17 protein-coding genes are annotated in these 12,546 nt (G+C 72.9%); 3 read left to right on the forward strand and 14 right to left on the reverse strand.

Annotated features, from left to right (window positions below; translation table 11 throughout):
* The first annotated feature begins 15 nt into the window (after window positions 1-15).
* Window positions 16-1,821 (forward strand): ribonuclease J, encoded by a 1,806-nt coding sequence (locus tag ABD994_RS14105; RefSeq protein ID WP_345415500.1) that lies wholly within the window; start codon window positions 16-18, stop codon window positions 1,819-1,821.
* A 58-nt stretch (window positions 1,822-1,879) separates the two neighbouring features.
* On the opposite strand, the gene ABD994_RS14110 is transcribed toward ABD994_RS14105, so the two are convergent.
* The gene (locus ABD994_RS14110) at window positions 1,880-2,266 is read right to left on the reverse strand and encodes an NUDIX hydrolase (RefSeq protein ID WP_345415503.1); all 387 of its coding nucleotides are present in this window, start codon (window positions 2,264-2,266) and stop codon (window positions 1,880-1,882) included.
* A 51-nt stretch (window positions 2,267-2,317) separates the two neighbouring features.
* On the opposite strand from ABD994_RS14110, the gene ABD994_RS14115 reads away from it, so the two are divergent.
* Together ABD994_RS14115 and ABD994_RS14120 are read left to right on the forward strand one after the other, a co-directional pair.
* Window positions 2,318-2,920 (forward strand): hypothetical protein, encoded by a 603-nt coding sequence (locus ABD994_RS14115; RefSeq protein ID WP_345415506.1) that lies wholly within the window; start codon window positions 2,318-2,320, stop codon window positions 2,918-2,920.
* On the forward strand, window positions 2,917-3,363 hold the full coding sequence (locus tag ABD994_RS14120) for a hypothetical protein (RefSeq protein WP_345415509.1): 447 nt from the start codon (window positions 2,917-2,919) through the stop codon (window positions 3,361-3,363). The genes ABD994_RS14115 and ABD994_RS14120 overlap by 4 nt, the downstream gene beginning before the upstream one ends.
* Before the next feature lie 6 nt (window positions 3,364-3,369).
* Here the strand turns inward: ABD994_RS14120 and ABD994_RS14125 are convergent, their stop codons facing one another.
* The 13 genes from ABD994_RS14125 to ABD994_RS14185 form a co-directional block, all read right to left on the reverse strand.
* Window positions 3,370-4,440 (reverse strand): sodium:calcium antiporter, encoded by a 1,071-nt coding sequence (locus ABD994_RS14125; protein WP_345415512.1) that lies wholly within the window; start codon window positions 4,438-4,440, stop codon window positions 3,370-3,372.
* A 13-nt stretch (window positions 4,441-4,453) separates the two neighbouring features.
* On the reverse strand, window positions 4,454-5,035 hold the full coding sequence (locus tag ABD994_RS14130) for a TMEM165/GDT1 family protein (protein ID WP_345415515.1): 582 nt from the start codon (window positions 5,033-5,035) through the stop codon (window positions 4,454-4,456).
* A gap of 84 nt (window positions 5,036-5,119) precedes the next feature.
* Window positions 5,120-5,407 (reverse strand): amphi-Trp domain-containing protein, encoded by a 288-nt coding sequence (locus ABD994_RS14135; protein WP_345415518.1) that lies wholly within the window; start codon window positions 5,405-5,407, stop codon window positions 5,120-5,122.
* Window positions 5,408-5,484: 77 nt separating this feature from the next.
* Window positions 5,485-6,609 (reverse strand): pyrroloquinoline quinone biosynthesis protein PqqE, encoded by a 1,125-nt coding sequence (gene pqqE / locus ABD994_RS14140; protein ID WP_345415521.1) that lies wholly within the window; start codon window positions 6,607-6,609, stop codon window positions 5,485-5,487.
* Window positions 6,602-6,883, reverse strand: a complete 282-nt coding sequence (gene pqqD, locus ABD994_RS14145; protein ID WP_345415524.1) for a pyrroloquinoline quinone biosynthesis peptide chaperone PqqD — start codon at window positions 6,881-6,883, stop codon at window positions 6,602-6,604. Before pqqD ends, pqqE begins: the two co-directional genes overlap by 8 nt.
* Complete coding sequence (pqqC, locus tag ABD994_RS14150) at window positions 6,880-7,605, reverse strand: pyrroloquinoline-quinone synthase PqqC (RefSeq protein ID WP_425550060.1); 726 nt, start codon at window positions 7,603-7,605, stop codon at window positions 6,880-6,882. Before pqqC ends, pqqD begins: the two co-directional genes overlap by 4 nt.
* 11 nt (window positions 7,606-7,616) lie before the next feature.
* A complete protein-coding gene (gene pqqB / locus ABD994_RS14155) occupies window positions 7,617-8,513 on the reverse strand; it encodes a pyrroloquinoline quinone biosynthesis protein PqqB (protein WP_345415530.1) in 897 nt (298 codons plus the stop codon).
* A 73-nt stretch (window positions 8,514-8,586) separates the two neighbouring features.
* A complete protein-coding gene (gene pqqA / locus ABD994_RS14160; RefSeq protein WP_345415533.1) occupies window positions 8,587-8,676 on the reverse strand; it encodes a pyrroloquinoline quinone precursor peptide PqqA in 90 nt (29 codons plus the stop codon).
* 76 nt (window positions 8,677-8,752) lie between these two features.
* Window positions 8,753-9,517 (reverse strand): ribonucleotide-diphosphate reductase subunit beta, encoded by a 765-nt coding sequence (locus ABD994_RS14165; RefSeq protein ID WP_345415536.1) that lies wholly within the window; start codon window positions 9,515-9,517, stop codon window positions 8,753-8,755.
* 13 nt (window positions 9,518-9,530) lie between these two features.
* Entirely contained in the window at window positions 9,531-9,746 is a 216-nt protein-coding gene (gene rd / locus ABD994_RS14170) for a rubredoxin (RefSeq protein WP_345415539.1), read from the reverse strand.
* A gap of 93 nt (window positions 9,747-9,839) precedes the next feature.
* Window positions 9,840-9,929, reverse strand: a complete 90-nt coding sequence (pqqA, locus tag ABD994_RS14175; protein WP_345415542.1) for a pyrroloquinoline quinone precursor peptide PqqA — start codon at window positions 9,927-9,929, stop codon at window positions 9,840-9,842.
* Between the two features lie 44 nt (window positions 9,930-9,973).
* Window positions 9,974-11,665, reverse strand: a complete 1,692-nt coding sequence (locus ABD994_RS14180) for a PQQ-dependent dehydrogenase, methanol/ethanol family (RefSeq protein WP_345415545.1) — start codon at window positions 11,663-11,665, stop codon at window positions 9,974-9,976.
* 32 nt (window positions 11,666-11,697) lie between these two features.
* Window positions 11,698-12,156 (reverse strand): MSMEG_3727 family PQQ-associated protein, encoded by a 459-nt coding sequence (locus ABD994_RS14185; protein WP_345415548.1) that lies wholly within the window; start codon window positions 12,154-12,156, stop codon window positions 11,698-11,700.
* Window positions 12,157-12,546: the final 390 nt, after the last annotated feature.

Here is a 12,546-nt window from a genome sequence, read left to right on the forward strand (position 1 = left end):
CCCGGGGACCGTCCGATGAGCCGCTCCACCGCCCGCCGCCCCGACCAGGGCCAGCAGCAGGGCCGGCAGCAGGGCCAGCAGCAGGGCCAGCAGCAGGGCCAGCACGACCACGACTGCGCCCGCGGCTCCGGCGTCCCCACCCAGTCGGTCCCCGGCTCCGAGGGCACGCCGCCGCCGACGCCCGAGGGGGCGCTGCGCGTCGTCGCGCTCGGCGGCATCGGCGAGATCGGCCGCAACATGACCGTGCTGGAGTACGGCGGCCGGCTGCTCATCGTCGACTGCGGGGTGCTGTTCCCCTCCGAGGACTCACCCGGGGTCGACCTGATCCTGCCGGACTTCCGCGCCGTCGAGGACCGCCTCGACGCCGTCGACGCGCTGGTGCTCACGCACGGGCACGAGGACCACATCGGTGCCGTGCCGTTCCTGCTGCGCCAGCGCCCGGACCTGCTCGTCGTCGGCTCGCGCTTCACGCTCGCCCTGGTCGCGGCCAAGTGCAAGGAGCACCAGCTCACGCCGCGGCTGCTCGAGGTCCGCGAGGGCGAGCGCAACCACCACGGGACGTTCGACTGCGAGTTCTTCGCGGTGAACCACTCGATCCCCGACGCGCTGGCGGTCGCCGTCCGCACCCCGGGCGGCACGGTGCTGCACACCGGCGACATCAAGCTCGACCAGCTGCCCCTCGACGGGCGGCTGACCGACCTCGCCGGCTTCTCGCGGCTCGGCGACGAGGGCGTCGACCTGCTGCTCGTCGACTCCACGAACGCCGAGGTCCCCGGCTTCGTCACCCCGGAGCGCGACATCGCCCCGGTGATCGACGACGTGTTCCGCAAGGCGCCGAGCCGACTGATCGTCGCCTGCTTCGCGAGCCACGTGCACCGTGTCCAGCAGGTGCTCGACGCCGCCGCGCAGCACGGCCGCAAGGTGTGCTTCACGGGCCGCTCGATGGTCCGCAACATGGGCATCGCCACCGACCTCGGCCTGCTCCGCGTGCCCGAGGGGCTGCTGGTCGACCTCGACGACGCCCTCGCGATGCCCGAGTCCGACGTCGTCCTGGTCTCGACCGGGTCCCAGGGGGAGCCGCTCTCGGCGCTCGGGCGGATGGCCCGCGGCGACCACCGGCAGATCACGATCGTGCCGGGCGACACCGTCGTGCTGCTCTCGAGCCTCATCCCCGGCAACGAGACGGCCGTCTTCGCCGTCATCAACGGCCTGACCCGCCTCGGCGCCGAGGTCGTGCACTCCGGCGTCGCCCGCGTGCACGTCTCCGGGCACGCGTCGGCGGGCGAGCTGCTGTTCCTCTACAACGCGCTGCGGCCGCGCAACGTCATGCCGGTGCACGGCGAGTGGCGCCACCTGCGGGCCAACGCCGAGATCGCGCGGCGCACCGGCGTCGAGAACGTCGTGATCGCCGAGGACGGCGTGGTCGTCGACCTCGTCGACGGGCACGCGGCGATCTCCGGGCGGGTCGAGGTCGGGCACGTCTACGTCGACGGCAACCAGGTCGGTGACGTCGGCGAGTCGACGCTCTCGGACCGTCTCGTCCTGGGCGAGGGCGGCTTCATCGCCATCACGGTCGCCGTCGAGGCCGCCACCGGGCGCGCGGTGGCACCGCCGCGCATCTCCGGGCGGGGTTTCTCCGACGACCCCAAGGCGCTCGAGGACGTCGTGTCGCTGGTCGAGATGGAGCTCTCGCGCACGGAGGCCGAGGGCATCACCGACACCCACCGCATCGCCCAGGCGGTGCGCCGCGTCGTCGGCAAGTGGGTGGGGGAGACCTACCGCCGCCGCCCGATGATCGTCCCGACGGTCCTGCCGGTCTGACCTCGGCCTCCCGGTCGGCAGCTCCCCCATCGGCGTGCTCCTCTTGATGCTTCGTGCCTCAGCGCCGCCGGATCGTCTTGGCCAGGTGCGCCCGCACCGGCGCCCAGAGGTCCGGCAGCACGAGGTCGACCTGGTCGTGGAGGTACCAGCCCGCGCGGACGCTGTCGGGGATGGCCTCCGGGTCGACGTCGTAGCGGGGGCTCGCGGCGACGTAGATCGTCGCGATGCCGTCGACGTTGAGCCGCCCGAGCTGGCGGCCCGCGCGGATCTCGACGCCGGTCTCCTCGCGGCAGCCGCGCTCGGCGGTCGCGCCGGGCGACTCCTTGGCCTGCGGCCGCCCGCCGGGCAGCACCGCGGGCGGCATCTCGCCCGGCCGGTGGACGAGCAGCAGACGCCCCGGTGGCGCCGTCACCACGGCCAGCACGAGCTGTGCGTCCCGACTCACGGGCCCTGCCTACCACCTGCGTGATCTCCGGCGCCGCCTAGGCTCCGGTGCGTGACCGTCCCCGTCGCCGCGACGCGCGCCCGGCGCGCCGCCGCGCTCGTCACGACGGTGACGTCGCCGACGCTGCTGCTCGCCGTGCTCTACCCGGTGGTCGGGGCGCTGGCGGCCGGGCCGGCGGGGGTGGCGTGGTCGCTGATCGGGATGCTGTTCACCGTGGCGATCCCGGCGTTCATCGTCGACCGCGGCGTGCGCACCGGGCGCTACACCGACCACCACCTGCGCGAACGCGAGCAGCGGGCGGTGCCGCTGGGCCTGGCGGCGCTCTCGGTGGCGGTCGGGGTCGTGGTGCTGCTGGCGGCGGGCGCGCCCCGGGCGATCACCGCGCTGCAGCTCGCCGTGCTCGTCACCGTCGGGGTGGCGACGGGGATCACGCTGGTGTGGAAGGTCAGCTTCCACACCGCCGTCGTCGCGGCGGCGGCCGCGGTGCTGACGCTGCTGGGCGGTCCCTGGTGGGGGCTCTCGTGGCTCGCGGTGCCGGTGGTCGGCTGGGCGCGCCTGGTCCTGCGGGCGCACACGCTCGCGCAGGTGCTCGCCGGCCTGGTGGTGGGCGCGGGCGTCACCACCGCGGTGCTGCTGCTCGCCGGGGTGCCGTGAGGACCGCGCGCGGGGTCGGCCCGCGCCGCCGCGAGCGGCCCGGGCGGACCCCCCGGTGGGCCCTCGTCGCCCGCTACGGGCGGGGCCGGCGGCTGCGGGCGATCGCCCTGACCGCCGACGGCGTGGAGATCGACACCCGGCGCGACGGCGTCGCCCTCCCGTGGGGCCACGTCCTCGCCGTGCGCTCCCACGGCCCGGAGCACGCCGACGGGCGTCCGCGCCGGGTCGCGCTCGACGTCGTCGACGTGCCGGTGACGCCGCTCGTCGAGCACCTCACGGCGGGCCCGCCCGGTCGGCCCGACGGCGTCCGCACGCTGGTGCTGCCCACGGCCGGGCTCGACACCGACCCGTCCCTGCTGCTCGCGGCCCTCGACCACTACGTCGAGCTGCCGGGTGCGCGGACCGGCCTCTCCGGGCACGACTGGTCGGCCGGCCCGCCCTGAGGCCGGTCAGCCGCCGAGCGGTGCCGCCCCGAACGCCGCCAGGCTGACCGCGAAGTACGCGGCGTAGAGGCCGAGCAGCACGACCCCGTGCCAGCGCCGCAGCCGTCCGGTCGCGAGGAACGTGGCCGCGAGCCCGGTCATCAGCACCAGCACCGGCAGGTGCCAGCGCAGGACGTCGGGCGTGACGGTGACGGCGCCGCCGGCGAGCAGGACGATCGCGAGCTTGCCGGTCACGGAGAACACCACGCTGCCGACGACGTTCGCCACGCCGATCTCGGGGGCGCCGCGGCGGGCGGGCTCGACGGTGAGCAGGACGTCCTCGAGCGAGAGCGCGAGGGTCGCGACCGTGACGCCGAAGACCGTCCCCGAGAGCCCGGAGGTCCGCAGGACCGCCTCGGTGCCCTCGCCGGCGACGACGGCGCCGACGACGACGCCCGCCAGGGCGAGCAGGGCCAGCGCCAGGGCGCCGCCGGGGGAGTGCCGCCGGGCGCGCAGGAAGCCCCGGTCGATCCGCAGGCCGGGCGGCACGTCGAGCCGCCGCGGCGCCGGGGCCTGCCCGGGGCGACCCGGTGCCCGGCCGCCGCCGAGGGTGGCGTGGTCGAGCTGCTCGTAGAGCCCCGCGTGCCGCCACACCGGGCGCCGCGCGCCGTACTCGCGCAGCGCGACCCACCCGACGAACCCCGCGAACAGCACGAGGAGCACCACCGCCGCGGCGGTCCCCAGCGTCCCGGTCAGGGCGAGCGCGTAGAGGACGACGGGGGCGGCGGCGAACAGCCCCAGGTAGTCGCGCGGCACCTCGACGGCGGTGGGCGCGACGATCGCGGCCAGCGCGAGCACCACGCCCGTGAGGGCCACCGTGGTGCCGATGACGGTGCCGAGCGCGACGTCGCGGAGGTCCTCGACGGACAGCACGACGCCGAACGCGAGGTCGTCGAACTCGATCCCGGTGAAGACGACGGCGACGAGGAACAGCGAGATCGCCCAGCGGCTGGCGACGCCGACCAGGAGGCCGATCAGCTTCTCCGCGCTGTAGACCAGCACCGCGAGGCCGAGGGCGAACTCGAGGATCGCGAGCACCGCGGGTCGTCCCTCAGCCGCGGATCGCGTCGACCGCGCTGATCACCGCGAGCACGACCATGATCGCGGCGGCCACCCGCGTGATCCACACCACCGGGACGTAGCGCCGCAGCCGGTTGCCTCCGTACACCGCGATCGCCGACACCGCCCACAGGCCGAGGAGCGCCCCGATCGCGACGAGCAGCGGGTCGCCGTACCGGGCGGTCAGCGCGGCCGTGAGGATCTGTGACGGGTCGGCGAGCTCGGAGAGCGCGGTGACCCCGAACGCCGTCGCGAACACGCCCCACCGGGTGCGCGGCGCCTGGCCGCCGACCTCGTCGTCGTCATCATCGTCGTCGTCCTCGTTGCCCTCGCGCCACAGCAGCACCGCGCCGACGAGCAGGACGACGGCGAGGACCGCCTCGAGCGGGCGTTGCGGGAGCAGCGAGACGAGGCTGCCGGCCGCGATCGCCACGCCGACGTGCACGAGCATCCCGGCGAACACACCGAGCAGCACCCACCGCGCCGGGAAGCGGGTGGCGAGCACGAGCGTCACGAGCCCGCTGGTGTCCGCGATCTCCGCCAGGGCGACGAGGGCGAAGGTGATCGCGACCACGGACACACGGCATGGTTACCGGTCGCGGTCCGGCACCGCAATGACCCGTCCGCGATCGCGCGCCGGGATCTCAGCGCCGGGATCTCAGCGCAGGGCCTGCGGCGCCGCGACCGTCGTGCGGTGGTTGGAGGTCGCATCGCGCCGCGGCCACACGAACTCGATCTCGAGCTCCACCTTGTCGCCGTACGGCTCGAGCTCCAGCTCGACCTCGAACTCCTCCTCCGGGAGGTTCAGCGCCACCGTCGGCCCGACGAGCGAGATCTCGGCGGTGCCGCCCGCCTCGAGCGCCGACGCCACCTCGTGCAGCCACCGCGCGGCCTCCTGACGCGTCAGGATCACCCGCTGCTCGATCTTCCCTCCACCACCCGACATGGCGGGGCCTCCTCTCTCCGGGGTCCGGATCGGCCGAGCCTAGGGCCCGGAATGACCGGATTACCCCGTCCGGACGGTCAGTCCGCGCGGTGCGGCCGCGAGACCAGCTCCGGCATCGGCACGAGCACCGGCTCGCGGGCCGGCGTGGCGGGCCCGGCCGGGTCGTTGGCCGCCGCCACCGCCTCGTCGACGAGGTGCCGGTCCGGCGACAGGACGCAGACCGGGTCGGTGCGGTGCATGTCCCCGGTCAGCTGGAACGCCTGGCAGCGGCAGCCGCCGAGGTCGACCTCGCGGCGGTCGCAGCTCGCGCACGGGTCGGGCATCCAGTCGGTGCCGCGGAACGCGCCGAACAGCGGCGAGTCGCGCCAGATCCACGCGAGGTCGTGCTCGCGGACGTTCGCGGGCGGCAGCGGCAGCTCGTGCGCGGCCAGGCACGGCCACGCGTTGCCCTCCGGGCCCACCACGAGCTGGCGCGATCCCCACCCGCCCATGCACGGCTTGGGGTACTGCGCGTAGTAGTCGGGGATCACGTAGATGACGTCGGTGCGGCCCCGCAGGCGCTCGCGGGCCTCCCGGGTCACGGCCTCGGCGTGCTCGAGCTGCTCGCGGCTCGGCAGCAGCGCCGACCGGTTGCGCAGCGCCCACCCGTAGTACTGGGTGTTGGCGAGCTCGACGCGGTCGGCCTCCAGCTCCTCGACGCGGTCGAGGATGGCGCCGATCCGGTCGATGTTCTGCCGGTGCAGCACGACGTTGAGCGTCAGCGGCCAGCCGAGCTCCTTCACCAGCCGCGCGGCCTCCATCTTCTTGTCGAACGAGGAGATGCCGGCCAGGCGGTCCGAGAGCACCGGCTCGTCGGCCTGGATCGAGACCTGCACGTGGTCGAGCCCGGCCGCGTGCAGCGCCTCGGCGCGTGGGCGCGACAGCCCGATCGCGCTGGTCACGAGGTTGGTGTACATCCCCAGCCCGCTCGCGTGGGCCACGAGGTCGACGACGTCGCGGCGCAGCAGCGGCTCGCCGCCGGAGAAGTGGCCCTGCAGCACGCCGAGGTCGGCGGCCTGGTCGAGCACCCGGCGCCAGTCGTCGGTCTTCAGCTCCTGCGAGCGCTTCGTGAGCTCCAGCGGGTTGGAGCAGTACGCGCACGACAGCGGGCACGCGTGCGTCAGCTCGGCCAGCAGGCCCAGCGGTCCGTCGAGGTCAGTCATCGCTGATCACCACCCAGCGCCGCGCGACGAGCTTCTCCAGGAACCCGGAGACCTCCTCGTCGACGACGCGGTCGTAGCGGCGGCCGAGCTCGTCGACGATGTCCGCGACGCTGCGCGCCCCGTCGCAGAGGCCGAGGATGTCGGCGCCGGTGGGGTTGAGCACCACGACCGTCTCCGGCCCGAGCAACACGTGGCGGTCCCGTGCCTTGTCCCACCGCATCTTCGCCCCGCGCGTCAGCGCGGGGCGGCCGGTGAGCGGAACGGTACCGGTCACGCCGGGTAGGCCTTGTCGATGCCGTCCATCATGCTCCAGAGCACGTCGTTCTTGAACGCCAGCGCGGCGACCGCGGCGTCCTGCTGCTCGGCCGTGCGGCAGCGTTCCTTGACGATCTCCAGGGCGTGCTCGGAGTCGCGCGGCGCCTGGTGCAGGCGGTTGCGGAAGTAGTCGAGCCCGTCGCGCTCGATCCACGTGTAGTGCTTCTCGAACGCCGCGAGGCGCTCGGCCATGAGGCCCGGCGCGAACAGCTCCGTGAGCGACGACGCGACGGCCTCCAGCCACGGCCGGGTGCGCGCGAAGGTCACGTAGGCGTCGACGGAGAACCGCACGGTGGGGACGATGTGCCGGCCGTCCTCCATCTCCTCCCGGGGCACGCCGCAGGCCTCGCCCAGGCGCAGCCACGCCTCGATGCCGCCCTCGGTGGTGTCGGTGCCGTCGTGGTCGGTGATCCGCCGGATCCAGCGCTGGCGGACCTCGCGGTCGGGACAGTTGCCGAGGATCGCGGCGTCCTTGCGGGGGATGGCCTCCTGGTAGCAGAAGCGGTTGGCCACCCAGCCCCGGATCTGCGCGGGCGAGAGCTCGCCGGCGTTCATCCGCACGTGGAAGTCGTGCTCGCTGTGGTACCGCGTCGCCTGGGCGCGCAGCCGTTCGACGAGCTCGTCGGGGCCGACCGCGGCACCCCTGTCGGCACGCGTCCCGTGGCCGTTCGTCGCCTGCACCGTGGTCACTCTCAGACCTCCACCTCGAGCCCGTCGGGGGCGACCTCGACCCCGCGGGCGACGACCTCGGCGTACTCGGGGGAGTCCTCGAGCAGCATCGGGTTCGTGTTGTTGATGTGCACGTAGATCCGGCGCTCGGCCGGCAGGGACGCGAGGACCTCGAGGCTCCCGCCGGGCCTGCCCACGGCCAGGTGCCCCATGTCCCGCGCGGTCTTCGACGCGAGGCCCAGGCGGATCATCTCGTCGTCGGTCCAGGTGGTGCCGTCGACGAGGACGACGTCGGCGGCCGCGAGCTCGTCGTGCACCGCCGGCACGATCTCCTGCACGCCCGGCAGGTACACGGCGGTGCGCCCGGTGGCGGTGTCGGTGAAGCGGTAGCCGACGACCCGGCCCTCGCTGTCCGCGCCGCCCCCGAACCTGGCCTTCTTCACCGTCGGCACGTCGAACGCCGTGTAGCTCAGGCCCTCGGCGAGGGCGACGGACTCGCCCGGCACCACTCGCCGGCGCTCGACCTCGGTGTAGCGCTCCAGGGCGGTGAGGAATCCGGTGCCCTCGCGCAGCGTCGCGAACGACGCGTCGGTGGCGTGGACCGTGACGCCCGGGCCCTCGCGCAGCAGCAGCAGGCCCATCGTGTGGTCGAGCTCGGCGTCGGTGAGCAGCACCGCCGCGATCGGGCTGTCACGGCCGGCGCGGGGGTGCAGCGCGCGGGTGGCCTCGATCTGGGCCCGCAGGTCGGGGGAGGCGTTGACGAGGAACCACGTCGAGCGGTCGACGCTCACCGCGATCGACGACTGCGTGCGCGGCGTCGCGGGACGCGAGCCCTCGCGCACCGCGCGGCAGCCGGGGCACCCGCAGTTCCACTGGGGGAAACCGCCACCCGCGCCGGCGCCGAGCACCCGCAGCCACATCGCTGATTCCTCCAGGGGGTACGACGGCGACAGGGGCGCCGGGACGTGCCCGACGCCCCTGCACCCGATGTCGTCAGTCGAGCTGGGCGACGTACATGGTCACCTCGGGGGCGACGCCGAATTCCTCGAACTCCGGCGTCTCCCAGGTGGAGATCGACTCCATGTCTCCTGCCACCTCCTTTCTGTCGACGAAGGTCAACATACCCGCCGTGGCGTCGCCGCGGCAGGGGTTCGGGCGATCACCAGAACTTGATGCCGACGGACTTGAGTCGCCGCTGGTGGAGGTGCTCGACGTGCTTGATGTCGTCGTGGGAGATCAGGTCGCCCCATGCCGACGCGGCTTTCACCCCCTGCGTGAGCAATTCCTCCATCTGGTCGTCGACGACGTCCGCGCTCTGGATCACGCGTGAGCCGAAACCGATGTGCCAGCGCTCGTCGCGCAGGACGAGCTCCATTCCCTTGACCATGCCCGGCATCTTGACCGAGCACCCCTTGAGGGCCTGCAGCAGCGCGTGCTGCCCGGCCGTGAGCACCACGCCCTCGAGGATCATGTGGTAGAGCCCGACCGCGGCGGTGAGCTGCTCGTGGTCCTCGGCGACCCGCGCCGCGGTCGCCGGCAGGCGCTCCTCGAACAGCTCGAGGAGGTCCGGGCTGATGCGATCGCGCAGCGCGTCGATGCGGTCGGCCATGGTGTCGCCCGGGATCTCGGCGACCTCGCGCACGACCCGGTCGAAGAACCGGGCGTGCCGGGCCTCGTCCCGGGCCTGGGCCTGCAGGACCTCGACCATGCGGTCGTCCGTGCTGGCCGCGCTCTGGAACGAGGTCAGGTGCGTGGCGACGGAGGTCTCGCCGACGCAGAAGCCGGCGAGAAGCCCGAGGACCTGGTCGAACTCCTCCTGCTCGAGCTTGGGCCACGCCTCGGCGTCGGCGGTCAGGTCGATGGTGGTCTCGTCCCACTGCAGCGACTCGGCGAGCTGGACGAAGTGGCCGTACCCGGTGATCATTTCGGCTGCACCCTCACATCTCCGGGAACTCGCCCGGCTCCAGCGCGCGGAAGTCCGACTTCTCGGCTCCGCAGATCGGACACATCCAGTCGTCCGGGATGTCCTCGAAGGGCGTGCCCGGCGGGATACCGCTGTCGGGATCGCCCTCCTCCGGATCATAGATGAATCCACACATTTCGCAGAGCCAGCGCGTGGCCTCGGCCGGCGCCTCGGTCTGCTCGACGGTCATCGCATCTCCTGGCGGATCTCCGGGGAGTGGGGGAGGGAGACATCGCAAAGGGGCGCCGGATTGCTCCGGCGCCCCTTCACGGTGCGGTGTCGGTCAGTCGTCCATCTGGGCGACGTACATCGTCACCTCGGGCGCGACGCCGATCTCCTCGAACTGCGGGGTCTCCCAGTCGTGCATCTCCATGCGATTTCTCCTTCCGATCATGGCTCCGGGTGGTGGAGCGGGTGTCAGCTCTCGGGCAGGGCGAAGACGAAGAGCGCGTCACCGGCGGAGGCGCCGAGCAGGCCGGGCAGGAAGCCCTCGACCCAGCCGCCCCAACCGGTCGGCACGGCCACGTACTGGCGTCCGTTGACCGAGTAGGTCGACGGGCTCGAGTGGTGACCGCTGCCGCACTGGAACGAGTAGAGCTTCTCGCCGGTGTCCGCGTCCAGCGCGACGAGCTCGCCCGTCGGGGTGCCCTGGAAGACCAGGCCGCCGGCCGTGCTCAGCGTCGAGGCGCACATCGGGTACTCGTTGTTCCAGCGCCACTTCTCCTCGCCCGTGAGCGGGTCGATCGCGGCGACGTAGCCATAGAAGTCGTCGAGGTCGACGGCCACACCGGCGCCCCAGTAGGGGATGCTCTCGCGGAACTCGCGGCGGCGGCGGGTCGCCGTCGCCCCGACCTCCTGGACGGGCACGTAGATCAACCCGGTGTTCGGGTTGTACGACATGTGCGTCCACTCCTTGCCGCCGGCCGGGCCGGGCCAGAAGTGGACGGGCACACCCTCCTCGTCCGGGTACACCTTCGGCGTGACCTTGCCGTCCGGCGTGATCTCGCCCCAGGTGATGCGGTCGACGAAGGGGAAGACGCGCACCAGCTCGCCGTTGGTGCGGTCGAGCACGAAGAAGTAGCCGTTCTTGTCGGCGTGCGCGAGCAGCTTGCGGCCGTCGGGCGCGTCGAAGAGCAGGTTCTCCATCGTCGAGTCGTAGTCCCACAGGTCGTGGGGCGTGAACTGGTAGTGCCAGCGGATCTCGCCGGTGTTCACGTCGACCGCGATGGTCGAGTCGGTGTAGAGGTTGTCGCCGGGGCGGACCTCACCGTCGAAGTCGGGCGCCGGGTTGCCGGTGCCCTGGAACAGCAGCTCGAGCTCGGGGTCGTAGGTCGAGGTGACCCAGCAGTTGGCCCCGCCGCGCTGCCACGCCTCGCCGGCCTCGTCGCCCCACGTCTCCGAGCCGGGCTCGCCCGGCTTCGGGATCGTGTAGGTGCGCCAGCGCCGCTCGCCGGTCTGCGCGTCGAAGGCGTCCATGTGGCCGCGGAGGCCGAACTCGCCGCCGGCGGAGCCGACGATGACCATGTCCTTGACGATCAGCGGGGCGACCGAGCCGCTCTCGCCCGCGCGCACGTCACCGTTGACGACGTCCCAGACCAGCTCGCCGGTCTGCGCGTCGAGCGCGATGAGGTGGGCGTTGAGCGTGTACATGTAGACCTTGCCGTGGCCCACGGCGCAGCCGCGGTTCACGTTGCCGCAGCAGAGCGACACGTCGTACGGCGAGGCGTGCTTGTAGCGCCACAGCTCCTCGCCGGTGGCCGCGTCGATCGCCCAGATCTTGCCGTCCGGGCCGGTGACGTACATGACGCCCTCGACGACCAGCGGGCAGGCCTCGAACGAGTAGGTCGACGCGCCGGAGTGCAGGCCGTTCATGCCGGCCTGGAAGACCCACGCCGGGGTCAGGCGCTTGACGTTGTCCTTGTTGATCTGGTCCAGCGTGCTGTAGCGCTGCCCGTCGTAGGCGCCGTAGTAGGTGAGCCAGTTCTCCGGCTCGCTGCGGGCCTGCAGGATGCGCTCGTAGTTGACGTCACTCGTCGCCGGGGCCTGGCCCTTGGTGGCGGACAGGGTGCGGTGCGGGACGGCCTCGCCGGCGTCCACGTAGTCGGTCATCGGTTTCCTCTCCGGTCTCTGCGCGTGGGGGGCTACGGGCGCGGCTGCGGCGGACGGTCCTGCTTCGCGTCGTCGGGGACCTCGCCGCCGAACACGAGCGCCGCCGTGAGCCCGCGGCCCTCGTCGTTGCCGGTCGTGGAGCCGTAGTAGTAGGTGCCGGGGCCGCCCAGCGAGAGGCGAGCCGTGCCCTTCGAGTGGTTGACCAACCAAATGATCTTGGGGTCACCGTTGTGGGGCAGCACCGCGCAGTGGGTGTTCTTGTCGTCGTTGATGAGCGTGAGCTCGACCTCGCCGCCCTCGGGGAAGACCACGATCGAGGGCTCGAAGATCAGCTCGTCCTCGGGGATGCGGACCGTGGCCCGCATGATCCCGTCGTCGCCGACCTCGGCGTGCCCGATGCTGCCGGTACCGAGGAGCCGGCCCAGGGCGGTCCTGTTCTGCCCGTCCAGGCCGGCGGCGTGCAGCTCGTCCGATCGATCTGTGGACGTCATCCGACGTACCTCCTCATGGATGTCCCTCCTGCCCGCGGCGGCGCGACGCCGTCGAGGTGCTCTCTGCCCGCGCGACGCGTCCGGTGCGGACCGGTGGACGCCGCGGGTCGCGGTGCGTCGCCGACTCGGGCCGGGTGCGGGAGGAGGCTGCGGGCCGCCACCGGTCACTCGACCGTCAGGCCGACGACGTCGACCACTGGGCGGCAGGACACACGCATCTCGGCGACGACCGGACGATCACGGCCGTCGAGCGGTGTGTGCTGAGCCACAGGAGACAGTAGGGAGATGACCGCCTGTCGGCAAGGGGCGACCGGGCGTCACCGTGGATCGATCTCCGGCGGCGGTCTCGATCAGTGCTCTCGCCTGGAGGAACCACGCAGCGTGGCCTCC

The organism is Actinomycetospora chlora (genome assembly GCF_039542135.1).
Lineage (GTDB): Bacteria > Actinomycetota > Actinomycetes > Mycobacteriales > Pseudonocardiaceae > Actinomycetospora > Actinomycetospora chlora.